At 74.2% G+C, this 15,783-nt stretch carries 11 protein-coding genes; 6 read left to right on the top strand and 5 right to left on the bottom strand.

Annotation, left to right across the window (positions count from 1 at the left end; all coding sequences use genetic code 11):
- Positions 1 to 85: 85 nt before the first annotated feature.
- Positions 86 to 3,331, bottom strand: a complete 3,246-nt coding sequence (locus tag C1701_RS02110) for a type 2 lanthipeptide synthetase LanM family protein (protein WP_337662083.1) — start codon at positions 3,329 to 3,331, stop codon at positions 86 to 88.
- Positions 3,332 to 3,737: 406 nt separating this feature from the next.
- Here C1701_RS02110 and C1701_RS02115 point away from each other — a divergent pair, with 406 nt between their 5' ends.
- Together C1701_RS02115 and C1701_RS02120 are read left to right on the top strand one after the other, a co-directional pair.
- Entirely contained in the window at positions 3,738 to 4,718 is a 981-nt protein-coding gene (locus C1701_RS02115; protein ID WP_051314353.1) for a hypothetical protein, read from the top strand.
- Positions 4,719 to 4,905: 187 nt separating this feature from the next.
- Positions 4,906 to 5,097: a hypothetical protein gene (locus tag C1701_RS02120; protein WP_026420555.1), complete on the top strand. Its 192-nt coding sequence runs from the start codon at positions 4,906 to 4,908 to the stop codon at positions 5,095 to 5,097.
- A 242-nt stretch (positions 5,098 to 5,339) separates the two neighbouring features.
- Here C1701_RS02120 and C1701_RS02125 read toward each other — a convergent pair whose 3' ends face one another.
- Positions 5,340 to 6,854 carry a long-chain-fatty-acid--CoA ligase gene (locus C1701_RS02125; RefSeq protein ID WP_026420556.1) on the bottom strand — a complete coding sequence of 505 codons (1,515 nt, stop codon included), beginning with the start codon at positions 6,852 to 6,854 and terminating at the stop codon, positions 5,340 to 5,342.
- 294 nt (positions 6,855 to 7,148) lie between these two features.
- Positions 7,149 to 8,159: an NYN domain-containing protein gene (locus C1701_RS02130; protein ID WP_337662084.1), complete on the bottom strand. Its 1,011-nt coding sequence runs from the start codon at positions 8,157 to 8,159 to the stop codon at positions 7,149 to 7,151.
- Between the two features lie 525 nt (positions 8,160 to 8,684).
- Here C1701_RS02130 and C1701_RS02135 point away from each other — a divergent pair.
- A complete protein-coding gene (locus C1701_RS02135; protein ID WP_026420558.1) occupies positions 8,685 to 8,936 on the top strand; it encodes a hypothetical protein in 252 nt (83 codons plus the stop codon).
- 340 nt (positions 8,937 to 9,276) lie between these two features.
- Here the strand turns inward: C1701_RS02135 and cutA are convergent, their stop codons facing one another.
- Positions 9,277 to 9,591, bottom strand: coding sequence for a divalent-cation tolerance protein CutA (gene cutA / locus C1701_RS02140; RefSeq protein WP_026420559.1), 315 nt, complete (start codon positions 9,589 to 9,591; stop codon positions 9,277 to 9,279).
- 658 nt (positions 9,592 to 10,249) lie between these two features.
- Between cutA and C1701_RS02145 the strand changes: the two genes are divergently transcribed.
- Positions 10,250 to 11,188, top strand: coding sequence for an SGNH/GDSL hydrolase family protein (locus tag C1701_RS02145; protein ID WP_162182641.1), 939 nt, complete (start codon positions 10,250 to 10,252; stop codon positions 11,186 to 11,188).
- A gap of 611 nt (positions 11,189 to 11,799) precedes the next feature.
- Here C1701_RS02145 and C1701_RS02150 read toward each other — a convergent pair.
- Complete coding sequence (locus C1701_RS02150; protein WP_026420561.1) at positions 11,800 to 12,426, bottom strand: SAM-dependent methyltransferase; 627 nt, start codon at positions 12,424 to 12,426, stop codon at positions 11,800 to 11,802.
- 572 nt (positions 12,427 to 12,998) lie between these two features.
- On the opposite strand from C1701_RS02150, the gene C1701_RS02155 reads away from it, so the two are divergent.
- Together C1701_RS02155 and C1701_RS02160 are read left to right on the top strand one after the other, a co-directional pair.
- Complete coding sequence (locus tag C1701_RS02155) at positions 12,999 to 13,625, top strand: choice-of-anchor M domain-containing protein (protein WP_337662085.1); 627 nt, start codon at positions 12,999 to 13,001, stop codon at positions 13,623 to 13,625.
- A gap of 398 nt (positions 13,626 to 14,023) precedes the next feature.
- Entirely contained in the window at positions 14,024 to 15,757 is a 1,734-nt protein-coding gene (locus tag C1701_RS02160; protein WP_103055437.1) for a choice-of-anchor M domain-containing protein, read from the top strand.
- Positions 15,758 to 15,783: the final 26 nt, after the last annotated feature.

Here is a 15,783-nt window from a genome sequence, read left to right on the forward strand (position 1 = left end):
GTGGTGGGTGTGGGTCGCGGGTGGTGCGGTGTCCGACTCCGGGGTGCTCCCTCCCGGGAACCGGACGTCGGGGTCGGGGCGCCGGTCAGGGACCGTCCCGCTGGGGCCGCCCCCGCGCCCGCCGCTCCACCACCTCCGGGGCGGGCCCCGGCGGGACACCGGTGGTGCCGGTACCCCACCTGGCGGTGGTCGGCGGCCGGGGTCCCGGGTGCAGGGCGAGCACGGAGGGCACCACGTCGGGCAGGGCGAGCCGCAGCAGCCCGTACCCGATGCCGGCCAACCCGGTCAGCAACCCCGGGGTGGTCAGGCCGGACGGGGTGCCGCACCGAGGACCGGTCCGTTCCAGGGCGCCCAACACCCGGGCCTGTCCGCGTTCGGCGGCGCCCAGCAGGTCGGGTCGACGGCGGGTGAGGGCGGTCAACGCCTCCACCACGCCCAGTTCTCCGTGGCAGGGGGTCAGGTCGGCGCGGGCCTCCCGCACGGTCAGCGCCTCCAGCGCCGCGTCCGGCAGCGGGTCGGCCCCACCCGACGCCCCGGGCGGGCCGCTGCCCGCGCCCGCCCACGCCAGGGCCGGACCGGCGATACCGTGGCACCACGCGGAACCCCCGCGTGCCAGCAGCTCCCGGGTGGCCGCGTCCAGCAGCGCGGCACCGGAGGTCGTCAGCGACGGCCGCGCGGGCAGCACGGCGCCGGCCCGCAGCAGGGCCCACCCGACACCGGCCGTGCCGTGCGGGAACGACGGATCGCCGCCCGCCCCCGACAGCCCACCGCCCAGGCCCCCGTCCCCGGCGACGTGGCGGTGCAGCCGGTCCGCCAGCGGCGCGAGCACCTCGGCGGCCTCCGGGGATCCCGTCTCCTCGTGCACCGAGGCCAGCACCGCCACCGCCCCGGCCCAGCCGGTCGCCAGACCCACCCCGTGCTCGGGGGCCTCCCCCTCTGGCCGGGCCGAGGCGGTGCGGCCGAGCAGCGGCAGCGACCGGTCCAGCCAGGCGCGGGGCTCCGGGTCGTCGAGCAGGGCGGACAGCCGCGCCAGGGCATAGCTGATGCCGGCGAGGCCCTGGAACGCCCCCACGCCCACGGTCGTCGCCAGGGCCGGTTCGGCGTGGAACGCCGCCAGCAGCGCCGGCAGCGGGCGCACCGCGCGACGGGCCAGCCCGGTGTACCGGGGTATCCCGGTGAGCGCGCCGAGCTGGGCGAGGAACACCGCGACCCCGCAGTACCCGTCACCCAGGCCGGCGCCCATCGGCAACACCGCCCAGTAGCGGTCGTCCACCGGTTGCAGCCCGAGCCAGTTGGCCCGCCGCTCGTCGTGCTCGGCGGTGGCGACCAGTGAGTCGCCGATCGCGCATGCCGCGGTGAGCAGGCGGTCCACGTCGGGGACCACCAGGGCGGTGGCGCCGGCGGGGACGGCCCGCGCGTGGTGGGACACCGCCGGGGTCCGGGTGTCCAACGCGGCCCGGATCAACCACTCCTGGTCGCGCCGGTCCACCTCGTCGAGCGCGCGCACCTTGCCGAGGACGGCGTCCAGGCCGGCGACCGGCAGCCGGTCGGGCACCACCCGGCCGGAGCCGGTGTGGACGTCCCGGCTGTCGGGGGTGGTGGTGAACAGCGGAACATCGCCCCGCCACAGCTCCGCCACCTCGCAGGGCACCAGGTCCCGCAGTTCCGGGCTCTGGGACAGCACAGCGAAGGCCCGGTCCCGGTCGGCTCCGGAGCGCACCGCGTCCGGGTGGGTCGATTCGGCCAGCAACGTCGCGTAGACGCTGGTGTCGCGGAACACCACCCGCTGCTCGGTCCCGGCGCAGTCCCGCAGCGGCCCGCCGTCGGCCAGCAGCTCGGCCCGGTGCGTGAGAACGGCCTCGTAGGTCGCGCGGAACCCGCCGACCAGGCCGTCGACGTGGGCGGCCGGTTCGACGTCCGGCGCCCCGGGCAGGCCCGGTCGGTTGCTGGCGGCCTCCACGGTGCCCGGGACGCGCTCCAACCGCATCGTGTCCCGCCCGGTGTCGACCCACCGCACCCCGTCGTCGGGGTGCCGCGCGCCCGGGTCGCCCCCCAGCCCCGACAGGTCCACCGCGCCCTCCGGCCCCAGCAGCATCCTCGGGAGCAGCGCGGTGCGGTGCACCGAGGCGAGCAGCGCCGTCAACGCCGGATCACCCCCGGTGGTGGTGCCGGGTGGGAACGCCGGGTGGAACAGGGTCTCCACGTCCACGACCACCGGGTGCTCGCCGTGCGCCACCAGGTTCTCGTAGTGGACGTCGGTGCCGTCCACCAGGTACAGCAGGGCCAGCAGGGCGCCCTGCCGGCGGTAGAAGCGGTCCACCCCGGTCAGCTCGGCGCACGGCAGGTGCTCGACGAACTCGGCCCACCCGTAGCCCCGGCCGGCCAGCTGCCGCACCGACCGCAATCCCAGGTCCGGGACCCGGGCGTCCACCCAGTCGACCAGGCGGGTGAAGCGGAGGGACAGGTCGACGGGGCGCGGCTTGTGGACGATCCGCCGGCCGTCGGCGAAGTGGAGCACGGCCACGGTCCGCCCGCCCCGATGCCGGTCACCCATCCCCGGCGTGACCCGCACCAGCGGACCGGGATCGGTGCCCCCCAACAGGGTGGCGACGATCGCCGCCCGGTCCCGCAGGTAGCGGCCCACCAGTTCGGCCGCCGACTGGGCGTCCTGGGTGATGGTCTGGGCCAGCAGTCGGGCCAGCACCGGGTACCGCCGGACGAACCCGGTCAGGCCGGCCCTGGTCGCCGTGGCGGCGAGGAACCCGGCGAACCGGGACTCGGAGGTCGCTCCCGGCAAGGCGCCCCGGAGGCGGTCGTGGTGCAGGTCCAGGACGAGGGCGCGGGCCGAGGTGCGGACCAGCCGGGCGCGGGTGGCCGCCAGCAGCCCGGCGCGAACGGTGTCGGCATCGACCAGCGCGGGGTGGGACGGCGCGGGCAGTGCGGCGTTCAGGTGGTCGGCGGCCACCGCCAGGAACGGCTCCAGGGCGGGCGCCAGGCACAGCACGTCGCCCGGCGTGGTCGCGGCGCCGTCCCCCCGCGACGCCGCGACCTCCCCCCGAGCCCGGACCGCCCTGTCGGGAGTCCGGGACGCCTCCGACCCGCCGGCACCCGGTGAGGACCCGCCGACCGGAGGGGCCTCGTCGGACGACGCCGCCAGCACGCGTTCCACGACCTCCGCCCACTCGGGCCGCTCCCCGGGGACCTCGACCGGTTCGGGGCCGCCGCCCTCCGGCGGCCGGGTCGCGGCACGCTCGGCGGCGGAGAGCGCACCGGCCCACCACCGCGAATCGAGCGGCTCCTCGGCCGGGCTGAGTGTCGGTGAGGCGGTCACGGGATCACCGTGCCACGCACCCACCACCACCGGCATGGGTGAGAGCCCCCCATATTCCCGGCACACCCCCCGTTGTCCCGCCGGCAGGCGTGCCGGGACGGCGGGTTCGCGCGCGGCACCCGGAGCGGCGGGCGGGGGACACGGCCACACCCCCATGCGACGAACCGGGCGTTCGGGAGTGACCCCACCGACCGGAGACCACACCGGACCACGCCTGCCGCACCGTCACCCAGCGGAGAGCCACCCGCTCCCCCACCCGACCGCCCCGGGCTCGGAAATCCGGGTAGCCGCCACCCATGTGGGTGAGCACGGGCGGCCTCCACACTGAGCACGGCCCACGACAGGAGGGAGAGGTCGTGACCGTCACCGCGCACCACCCCGACACCGCCCCGGAGCGGAGCGACTGATGGCCCTGCGGGATCTCGGTTTCACCGCCGAACAGGAACGCGTCTACCGCGCGCTGCTGGCCGATCCGGACAGCGACCTGGCCGGGCTCGCCCGCACCGGCACGCCGGGGACCGTCCGCGCAGCCCTGGCCGGCCTCGTCGAACTCGGCGTCGCCCGCTTCCGCGCCGACCGCCCCTCCGGGGTGGAACTGCCGCGCCCCTCGGTCGCCCTCGGCGACCTCATCGAACGCACCGAGGACGAACTCCTGCGCCGACACCGCCGGGTCGGCGACACCAGGAGCGAGGTGCCGGCACTGGCCGAACAACACGCCGGCACCACCGCCGGGCCACTCACCGGCCAGGGCGTGGAACGACTCACCGACGTCGACCAGGTACGGGAACGCCTCGCCGAACTGTCCTTCTTCACCAGGACCAGCGTCTACTCCGTGCACCCCTCGGCGCGCCCCAGCCCGGAGTCGGTGGCCGCCGCCCGCCCGCTGGACGTGCGCAGCCAGCGACGGGGCGTGGAGATGCGAGTCATCCACGAGGCCAGCGTCGTCACCGACCACCGCGTCCGCGACCACCTGCGGGAGGCCGCCGCCTCCGGGGCGCGGATCCGGCTGTCCGACCTGCCCGTCGAGCGGATGATCATCATGGACGAGGAGGTCGTGGTCGTCCCCTCCGATCCGAGCGACACCCGGCGGGGCGCGTTGGTGGTGCGGCAGGCCGGCCTGGTGCGCGGGTTCCTGCACCTGTTCCACCGCATCTGGGCGGAGGCCGCCGACCTCACGACCAGCGACGACCCGCCAGCCGACCTGACCGAGGAGGACCGCCAGCTCCTGGCGCTGCTGGCCGAGGGCCGCACCGACGAGACCGCCGCCCGCGCGGTGGGCGTGTCCGTCCGGCACCTGCGGCGCCGCATCGCCCGCCTGATGCACCGACTCCAGGCGGCGAGCCGTTTCGAGGCCGGGGTGGCCGCCGCCCGCCGGGGCTGGCTGTGACCGTGGCCCGCCGCACGCCGCGCCGCCCGGGGATCGGCCCGGCCCGCCGCGCCGGTGCCGCTCGACGGGGCGGGGCACCGGTCACCGCGCCGCCGTCCCGGCGCTCACCCCGAGCCGGTGCCGCCGAACCCCAGCCGGTCCGGTGCGAACACCGACCACGACCACCACGAGAACGCACGACGAAGGGATGACCAGCATGCCCGCGACCAGGACAACCCGGCCCAGGGCCGCCCGCGCGGGTGGGCCCGAAGGCGGCACCCGCCCGCACGGTGGGCGGCTGCTCCCGCCCGCCGACGGCGCCGCGCCGCCGGCTCCGGACCGGACCCAGCCGGCGCATGACCACGGCCCGTTGCCCCTCGGCGTCTTCGGCTGGGACTGAGGCACTTCGTGACGGTCTCGGTGTCGGGTGGGCGCCGACGGCCCCGGCACGCACGGCGCCCACTCCCGGGCCGCGCCCCGACCTCCCGCCGTTCCGGATCCGGAGTCCGGGCTCCGGGCTCCGGGCTCCGGCTTCGGCTTCGGGGCTCGGGCTTCGGCTTCGGGGCTCGGGGCTTCGGCTTCGGGGCTCGGGGCTTCGGCTTCGGGGCTCGGGGGAGGCGGGGACAAGGTGGCGCGTCGCCGTCAGTTCTCCGGCGGACGCACCGCACGCCGGAGGATCTTGCCCGTCAACCCCTTCGGCAGCTCCGGCACGAACCACAGATGACGGGGGTACTTGTAGGTGGCGACGCGTTCCCGCAGGAACTCACGCAGCTCGTCCTCGGTCACCGTCGCCCCCGGCTTCCGGGCGACGGCCGCGCCGACCTCCTCACCCAGCTCCGGGTGCGGCACACCGACGACCGCGACCTCCAGCACGTCCGGGTGCTCGTAGCAGGCCTCCTCCACCTCGCGCGGGTACACGTTGTACCCGCCGCGCAGGATCAGGTCCTTCTTGCGGTCGACGATGTGGAAGAAGCCGTCCTCGTCCCGGCGCGCGAGGTCACCGGTGCGCAGCCACCCGTCGGGCATCGCCGCCTCGGTGGCCTCCGGGCGCCGCCAGTAGCCCCGCATCACGTTGGGCCCCTGGATGACGATCTCCCCGACCTCCCCGTCGGGCAGCTCCACCCCGAGGTCGTCCACCACCCGCATCCGCACCCCCCGCACCGGGGTTCCGATGGACCCGGCCTTGCGGGGCCGATCGGGGTGGTTGAACGAGGCGACCGGGGAGGTCTCGCTCAGGCCGTAGCCCTCCAGGATCTGGCAGCCGAACGCGTCCTCGAAGGCGGAGAGCAGCTCCAACGGCATCGCCGCGCCGCCCGAGATGCAGGTGCGCAGACTGGACACGTCCACCCCACTCCGGTCCGGGTGGTTGAGCATCGCCCCGTACATGGTGGGCACGCCCTGGAACACCGTGACCCGGTCCCGTTCGACGACCTCCAACGCCCGCCCCGGGTCGAACCGGGGGATCAGCGTCAGGCTCGCGCCCGTCCGCACGGCCGCGAGCAGGCCACAGGTGAGCCCGAAGGAGTGAAACAGGGGAAGGCACCCCATGATCACGTCCTCCTCGGTGCACTCCAGGACGGTGGCGGCCGTCAGCTCCGCGTTGCCCCGCAGGTTGTCGTGGGTCAGTTCGGCGCCCTTGGGTTCCCCAGTGGTGCCCGAGGTGTAGAGGATCAGCGCGGTGGCCGTGGCGTCGATGGCGCCGGCCCGCTCCACGAGCTCCGCCACCTCCCCTTCTGGCGTGGGAGCCAGCAGGCCGGGAGTGTCGGCGAGTTCGGCCACGGTGAGCGCCGGCACCCCGACCTCACCGGCGGCGGGCGTCACCTGGTCCATCGCGGGCCCGTCCGACACCACCAGCGAGGCCTCCGCGTCGGACAGCCGGTAGCGGATCTCCCGGGACCGGAGCAGCGGCGCCATCGGCACCGCGACGCCCCCGGCGAGCAGCACGCCGAAGAACACCACGGGGAACGCCGGAACGTTCGGGAGGACGAGCCCCACCCGGTCGCCCGGCCGCACGTCCCGAGCCGCCAGGGACAAGGCCACGTCCGAGGCGCGGTGCAGGAGGTCCCGGTAGGTCAGGACCTCCCCGTCGAGCCGCACGGCCGGCCGGTCCGGGTGTCGGGTCGCCGTCTCCGCCAGCATCGTCGCCAGGTTCGTCATCGGCTCGGCTCCTTCGCCTCGGACCGTCTCCTCCCAGCACGCTGACACTTCCGAGTGAGGGTTGGCAACCTGAACGGGCGCCGTGCCCGAGGGTTCGGACCAGCCGGGGCCGCGCCGCCGGCGCGGGGCCGGAGGTTCCCGGGCGCGGTCGGGCGGGCTGGGTCCGCCCGGCGGGGTTGGGTCGCGTTCGGCGGGGCTGGGTCGCCGGGCCAGGCGGGAAGCGTGGCCCTCACCCACGACGCCCTCGGTCAGGCGGACCACCACCGCACCCACCCTCCGTGGTGCTCAGCGGGTTCAGCTAGGACCACCCGGTCCGCCCGCGTCCACCTGCTCCCAGAACCGGGCCCGGAGCCGGAACCGCACGCTGTCGGCGAGGTCGTCGATCCCCAACGCGTCGGACATGTCCAACAGCAACGCCCGGTCGACCTCCTTCGGGATGGACGGCCGGCTCGCCGCCAGCTCCGACCCCCGCCCGGCGTCGTCACCGTCCCACCAGGCCCGCAGCACCTTGTTCACGACCTGGTCGATCCGCTCCGCCATCTCCTCGTCAGCCCACAACCCCGGTGCCACCGTGGTGTCGGCGTCCGTGCTGCTGGAACAGACGAGGCGCACGTCGCTGCGACCACCGTTCTGCGCACGCGCCGCCGGGGAGACCGGCCGGGCGGCGGGCACGGCGGCGGGCGGCCGGGCGGCGAACACGGCGGGCGACGGCACCGGGGGCCGACTCGCCGGAGCCTGCGGGACCGGCTTCGGCCGGGCGGACCGGGGGAGGATCGTGCTGTCGATCACCGCCGAGCTGATCAGGTCCAACCCGTCCGCCGCGCTCTGGAGGTGGCGACTGACACCGTGGGGCTTGTCGTCCCTGTTCGGCACGGCCAACACCGTGACCCGAACCCCGTGCGCCTGCGCCTCCTCGACGGCCTCGGTCAGGTCGTCGTCGCCGGAGACGAGGTAGATGGCGTCGACGGCGGCCTTGCGGGCGTGGGCCACCAGGTCGAGGCCGATCCGCAGGTCCACCCCCTTCTGCTCCCCGTCGAACCCGATGCGGCCCAGGCGGAGCTTGACGTGGGGCAGCAGCCCGATCTTCTCCTGCCGTGGGTCGGGCACCTTGTGACGGGCGGCGTCGTACCAGTGCACCCGCAGCAGCGGGAGCCCGGAGTGCTTGGTGGCGTGCGCGATGAGCGCCTCCACCAGCCGTTCGTGATCAGCCTCGATGCTCCCCAGCAGGGACGTACCGGTGATGCGTGTCGCCGACGCCGCCAGCAGGTAACCGGCGTCGACGTACACCGCGCACTGTGACCGCACTACGGACCTCCCGTTCGCACCGGATGTTCCCCCCAGCATCCCCGAAGATGCGCAAAAGCAGGCTCCACAGCAGACGGAACCTGGACGGTCGCGGGCGTAGTTGCCGCCGTCGCCCCGAGGTGCCATGCGCCGGCCTGGAACGGACGCCTACGACGCGACGCACCGGGCTATCGTGCCCGCCACCACGGGACGGAGCGGTCCGAAGAGCACGGCGACCGCATCCCCCGACGGTGCCCGAGCCGGGCGCGCCGAGGGAAGCACCCGCCTCCTCGGTGGCCAACGGATCACCTATTCGCGGGAACCGGCCCCGCACCGCTGATGGTTGGGACATGCTGGGCCACAGCAGGGCTGCCGTCACCGTGGAGCTTCGCCGCACGGTGGTCAGCCCTCGTGCCCCGGTACCCGGTCGTCGGCCGGTCCGTCACCGTAGGCGGACGACGCGGCAGGCCGGTGGACAGCCGGCCAGACGAGTACGGGCACGATGGTTCCCCCTGACCGAGCCGGCTCGAGCGAACAGGAGATCGGATGGACTTCGTGGACACGCACCGTGGACAGGCACGGCTCTCCCTCGGTGACGCCGTCAACACGGGACTCCCCAACGAGGAGCGCCTGGAGCGGGCCCACGTGGGCATCGGCTACGCGATCCTGGCGCTGGCGGATGCGATCGATCCGGACCCCTGTGGACATCAGGGCGCCCACCGCTTCCGCTGCGCCCGCCCCTCCGGACACGCGGGATTCCACCGCACTCGGATCGAAGGTTCCGACCACGTCTGGTAGGCGGAGTCCCACCAGCCCTGGCTGATGCGCCCTGGCCGAGAGCCACCCGCCTGGGCAGCATCGTGATCGCAACGCGTGATCAGATCGGCAGCAGCGAGGCCGAATCACGGTCTCGGGAAGGCTTGTCAGCGATGAGCCCGTCCGAGAACAGGGTCCGCGCGTCGGCACTGTCCCATCTGGCGCGAAGCGCCGCTCGGTCGGCGGACTACGACCGAGCCTGTCATCCTGCTCGCGCCGCCCGCACCCTCGCGATCCGAACCGAAGCAAGTCTGGCGCGCGCGCAGATCCAGGAACTGCGCGCGGTCCTTCCTCCCAGGCTGGCAGCGGAGTTCGCCGGAGTCTAGGTTGTCTCCTCGTCCATCCATGCCAAGTAGGCAGGGTTGCCTGAGGTGATCGGGACGACGATGACCTCAGGCACGTCGTAGCTGTGAGCAGAACGCAGGTGCTCGACCAACCGTTCGCTGGCAGCGCCCGTGGTCTTGCAGACCACCTGCCACTCCCGGTCGGTCTGGACCTCCCCTTCCCAGCGGTACACGCTGGTGACCGGTCCCACGATCTGCGCACACGCTGCCAACCGCTCGTCTACCGCACTGCGCGCCAGGCTCTCAGCTGCCTCAACGGAGTCGGTCGTCGTAACGACAAGGGCGTAAGCCATGTCCTCATGGTCCCAGCAAGGTCAACGAGGGCCGCAGCCGCGGATACTGCCGTCGCCGGCCTACGGCGTCGGCCCCGCCCAGCTGATGGTTCTCGACGCTCTGGACCGGCGGGTGACCACCGTGGCCACCATCGCGTAACCGTCCATCAGCGTGAGAAAGCCCCTATGGAAAGTGGGGCGGTCGCTTCCTCGAGAAACCGATCCTCCTCATCCCTTTCTGGGGTGCACGGCCTCCAACAAACCCAGTACGGTCCAGTACCGGTGGTGCGGATCACCAGAAAGCCCCGCACAAGCGGGGGTGAGCCGGGCCGGGGTGCAGCGCCGCCGAACGAGGGCGGGAAAGCCCCGCGCAAGCGGGTGGCTGCGGCTGGTTCTCGGTTCGGTCGTCTCGGTCGGTGGCGTGCGCGAGCCTGCTCGGCGGCTGTTGCGTTCGGCTGCGCGGCCTCGGATGATGCAGCGGTCGCAGCCGGCGTGTCCGCTTTCTCCGCTGTCACCAGCTTTGTCGCGACGCGGTGGGGCGACGACGCGTCCCGCCGTGGGAGAACCAGAACCAACAGGAAGGACAAGGGTGAACGGCCCCTCGTTACGTCGCTGGTCCCTGGATCGGGACGAAGCCCCGGCGCGCGCGGTCAACGTGGTCACCGTGGGCTCGTCGACGATGGAAGGACACACGGGCGTCACGCCCACCCACCAGCCGGTGGCGGTCGCCGGCTTTCCCGGGATGCTCGCCGCGCACCTGCCGTGGCAGAACGGTATCTACTACCCGTCGGCGTCCTGGGCGCACGGGTGGGCGACGGGCGGGCCGGCGACCACCACGCCGACGGACCTGGGTCAGCGGGCGATGCGGTTGGGCTCCGAGGCGTGGATCGAGCGGGTCATGCCGCGCTGTGAGGCGGTCTCGGTCCTGTTCATGACCGGGGAGGGCGGCGGCCGGTTCCGGGTGGTCATCGACGGCCACTCGCACACGGTGTCCCAACCGGACCCCTCGGCCCCTCCTCGCACGGCGACCGGCCGGTGGGTGTCCCCGCGACTCCAGCTCGGGGATCACCGGGTGCGCATCCAGGCGCTCTCGGGACACGCCGTGGTGGTCGCGGGTGCGTTCCGCCACGACCAGTGGGCTGGTGCCGGGGTCCGCGTGTACTCGGGTGGCCTGTCGGGGTCGGCCACGGACCGGTGGATCTCGGGCGCTGACGTGGAGCGCCACCTGACCAGGGTGCGCACCCTGGACCCCGGCCTGCTGATCGTGGCGATGGGGTCGAACGACTGGCGGTACGGGCATTCCGCGGACACCTTCGCGGCCAACCTGCGGACCATCATCAGCCAGCACCGCGCCGTCACGGACGCGAGCGTGTTGCTGCTCGCCCCGCACTGCCGGCTCGACATGCCCGGCCCCGGGTGGCTCGCCTACTGCGAGGCGATGGCCGACGTGGCCGCCGAGACCGGCTGCGGTCATCTCGACCTGCAACACGAGTTCCCCGCCTCGGTGGCGGAGGACGATTCGCGACGTCCGCTGATCGCGCCGGACCGGGTGCACCTCACCCCGCGTGGTCACGCCCGGCTCGGCCGGCTCGTCGCCGACCACCTCCGTGCCGCCTGAGGGGTGTCGTCTCCGGTCGGGCGGTGGAGGTGGGGACCGCCCGCCGACTGACCCCACGCGATCGGGTGGGTCGGGGCTGCCGGGGGCAGCGCTGGCCGACCCCCCGGCAGCCACACCCTCGGGTGAGCGGGGGCGAGCCGGCGGCGGGTGCCGGGGTGCCTTCGACGCCTGGCGCGAGTCGGGCGTGGGAGGGCGGGAACGCCCCTGACCGGCCAGGTCACCGCTCCCGCGCCGGGTGCGTGGTGATCCGGCCTCGTTCGCAAGGAGGGGCGAGCGAGGCCGGCGGTCGCCTCCCTGCCGGCCCGGGTTCGGGGCCGTACGTCGGAGGAGGCGCTTCGGCCCCACCGGGAACTCATTGGTCGGCGCTCACCACGACCTCGTCGGCGGCTTGGGTTGGGCAGGGCTCGTCACGAGGTGCCGACGTGGCTGGTCCAGTGGCGTCCCTCACCACGGGCTGGTCGTCCCGGCACGTCCCACGCCGTCCCCCAGGCCCTGGCACGTCCCCGCGCACCCCCATGTCCCGCGCGTCCACCGTGGATGCCGGTGGCGGCCGCGCGGGTGCGACGCCTTCCGTGGGATCCCGGTCCTCGTGGACGCGGGCGCCGTTCCGGTCAGGGCTGTTGCGCCCTGCGGAGGCCGACGATCGTGTCGGTCACCTCGGCCCGCTGGCCGTTCGGTCCGGTCGCGATCCGCTTCGGGGCCTCCAACACCTCCGGGGTCCAGTCCGGTCCGAGCCCGAGTGACTCGGCGAGCTCGGCCGGGGTCGGGAGCTCGTGGTCCGACGCCGAGCTCCACGACCACGGTGCGACCGAGCCGTGGTCGACGATGAGCAGCGCGCCGCCGGGGTTCACGGATTCCGCCGCCCGCCGCAGCACGGCCTCCCGGTCTGGTGCGTAGAAGAAGCTCCCCCAGACCAGGTCGAACGGGCCGGTGGGCAGGGGGTCAACCGTCACGTCGCGGCGGACGGCCGTCACCCTGGCGGCGAGTCCCTCCTCGGCGGCGCGGCGGGCGATCCGGTCGACCGCGGTCTGGGCGACGTCGAGTGCCGTCACCGCCCATCCCTGGGCGGCGAGCCAGAGTGCGTCGCCGCCGTGTCCGGCGCCGAGTTCGAGGGCGCGCCCGGGTTGGAGGTGTAGCCGGGGGATCGTCGCGACCACCGGCGCGTTCGGTGTCGTGCCCCAGGACGGGTCCGCCGACTGGTACTGCTTCTCCCAGAAGTTCGCGTCGTAGGTGGTCATCGCCACACTGGTCCTCTCAGACGTGCTCGTGGGCCGGGTGTGCCCGCGCACAGCCTGCGGAGCGACCGGGACCCGGAGCAAGGGATGTTGCGGAAACGGCAAATCGCGCGGTTCTCACCCGCCGGGAGCGGGTGCCCGGCGGCCGGCGGGTTCGCCCGGGGCTGACGGTCGCGTCGGGGGCGGGGAGACGGGACCCGGACGCGCGGCCCACGGGATGGCGGCCGGAGCCGGCGACCTCGGTGGCGTCGAGCTGGGCCACGTCGCGCGGGCGCACCCCGAGGGGAGGGTGGCCGAGCGCGGGGAGCCGGTGCGTCCGCGCCCACCAGTCGTGTTGGTCGGTCCGGACGCCCCGCCCCGACGTGGCGTCCAGTCGACCGGCCGGCCCGACTCCTCCCCCGAGCCCGGACGGGGACGTGGTCGCGCGGCACCTCACACCGTGGTGCCGCCGCCCGGGTACGAGGGGGCCCGACTGGTCGAACCGGGCGATCGGGAGCACTCCATCCGGACTAATGACAATCGTTTTCATTTTCAATACAGTCTGGTTGTCCTGATCACCTGTGAGAGGAACCGTGATGCACGTTCGTAATCGCGTGGGTGTGGGAGCCGTCGCCGTGGCGGCGGCGGCGCTCCTGGCGGGTGCCACCCCCGCCTACGCGCAGACCACCCTGTCGGAGGGACACGTGGACGTGATCGACGTCCACCTCCACGGTGACCACTTCCACGTGCACGTCCACGCCGAGGACCTCGGGCAGTCCTTCGAGCCGTCGGAGGTCGTGTTCGAGGTCAACGACAACGCCGCCGGCACCATCACCGCCGAGAGCGCCTTCGTCGGCGCTCCCGTCGGCTCGGCCGCCTGGGTGTTACCGGCCGAGGCCACCGACGGGGTGCTCTTCGCCGGCTTCAGCGCGCACGACCTCGCCCCCGGGGACACCGACGACGACCAGGTGCACGTCGCGCTGACCGGCCTGTCCGGTCCCGGCGACATCGGGCTGTGGGACGCCGACGACCTGAGCGTCGTGTTCAACTCCTTCGACGGCCTCGACTCCGAGGACGTGCTGACGCTGGGCCCCGACGCCCATTACCACCCGGCCTGGGTTTTCACCGACGCCGGCCAGTACTTCCTGACGTTCGAGGTCTCGGCCCTGGTCGATGGGGCCACCATCACGGATGAGGCGACCCTGGAGTTCGTCGTCGGCTGACCCACCCGCCGTGCCGGGCGACGGGCCGGGGAGGCGGGGCCGCGTCCTGATGGGAAGACGTCACCACCAGGACATGCCCGCCGGACCGTCGCCATGACCCCACGTCCCGAGTGGACCCGGACCTGACCGCTGGCGGGCACCCACCAGCGACCGGTCCTGCTCCGGCGTCCCCGCCCGGCCAGCCACCACCCGGGCGGGGACGCCGAAACGACCACGACAGGAGCCACCCCGCGACGACGGCGGCCACCTGACCGGTCGAGACGGCACCCCCCGGGACCCCGCCGCCCGGACCCACGAAACCTGCCGCCGTTCCCCTCGCGCCGACGACCGGTGCCCCGGCGTCGCCGAGCGCGTCCCCGTCGTCCGTCCCGTCTGGAAGCCGTCCGAAGGACACCACCGTGAGAACCGCACGACACACCACGCTCACCAGCCTGGTCGTGGCCGGCCTCCTCGCCGCGCCACCGCTGGCCTCGCACGCGAACCAGGACGAGGAGCCCGCCCTCCACCTCGATCCGACCACGAGCGACGTGGACCTGCTGGCGCCACGGCAGGCTCCCGAGGGCATCGAGCTCCTCGTCCGCGCCGAGGAGTCGGGCGACGAGATCGTCACCGCGCCGGAGAACGTCCGGTTCGTCGCCGACGCGGACGCCCTCGCGGGTGTCGTGCCCGACGACGCGGCCCACTCCTTCCTCGGGGACCCGGGTGAGCAGGTCTGGCTCCTGCCGAACGGGGCCGGCACCGGCGGTCCGCGTCCCGGTGCGACGAGCCTCGGGTGGGACACTACCGGCCTGGGTGGCGGGTTCACCGACGAGGTCACCGTGCGCCTGTTGGCTGTCCGGGGTCCGGGGGCGCTCGCGGCCTTCACCCCGGGGGGCAGCGACCCGGAGGGGAGGGGCGACCCGACGCCGTTGTTCTCCACCGCGTCGGCCGGGGACGACGTCGCGGAAGGCGCGTTGCCCACGGGGGCTCGGGGCGAGCTGGTCTGGGCGTTCACCGACCCCGGCCGGTACGAGGTGGACCTCGAGGTCGAGGCGCGCTCCCCCTCGGGCGGTGCGCTGCTCGCCGACGCCACCTACTCGTTCGACCTCGTCCCGGCGGGGAGCGCTCCTCCCCCGCCGTCCTCCACCCCGCCGGACCCGACACCACCGCCCCCGTCCGCCTCGCCTCCCCCCGTGGACGACTTCCCCGCACCGCCGCCCTCCCCGACCGAACCGCCCCCACCGGCCACCTCCGATGACCCGTCGCCCCGCCTGCTGCCGGCCCAGCGCCAACAGCCGCCGCCCATCAGCGGCGAGCGGGGGCCGGTCGTCCTCGACGCCGGTCACGTCGACGTCGGGGCCCGGCTGATCGACGACGACCTCCGCATCCTGGTCAAGGACGGCACGGTCGCCGGGCGCACGGACTGGCGCGAACTGTCCACGGTGGTCTTCCACGTCGCGCCGGCCGCCAGGATCGAGGTTCCGGACAGCCCCCAGTTCGACTTCCTCGGGGCACCGGGTGACGACTCCTGGGTCCTCCCCCAGGCTCAGCAGGCCGACATCCTCTGGCCCGGCTGGAACACGGAGGAGCTGTCGACCGACGACGTGGACGGCCCCGTCCGGTTCTCGCTGCTCGACGTGGACGGTCCCGGTGAGTTCGCGCTGTTCGTCAACGGGTCCTTCGGGGCGCCGGAGGTGCTCTTCGACAGCTCCGACGGCACACCCGACGGTTTCGACATCCCCCTCGGCACCCACGCCCACGGGAACTGGGCCTTCTCCGACGAGGGCTTCTACGAGCTGACGCTGGAGATGAGCGGGTCCGCCGGTGGAACGGCGGTCAGCGACCGGCGGGTGCTGCACGTGGCCGTGGGGGACGTCGACCCGGGCCAGGTCGACCCCGGCGACGGCGGTGCCGGCGGTGGCGGCGGTGGTGGTGACCGGAACGACGACCCGGGGAACCGGGCCGATCCGCCGGGTGGCGGTGGCGGCCAGGACGACCAGACCCGGGTCCCGCCGGGCGGTGGCGTCGACAAGCTGGCGAAGACCGGCCCGGGAACGCTCCTCCCCCTGGCCGCCGTCGGCGGAACGCTCGTCGCCCTCGGTGCCGTCCTCTTCCTCCTCGGTCGCCCGGCGCGCGGCTCCGCCCGGCCCTGACCGGCGTCCGCGCCCCCTACGACGTG

This window comes from Actinoalloteichus sp. AHMU CJ021 (assembly GCF_002895405.1).
Lineage (GTDB): Bacteria > Actinomycetota > Actinomycetes > Mycobacteriales > Pseudonocardiaceae > Actinoalloteichus_B > Actinoalloteichus_B caeruleus.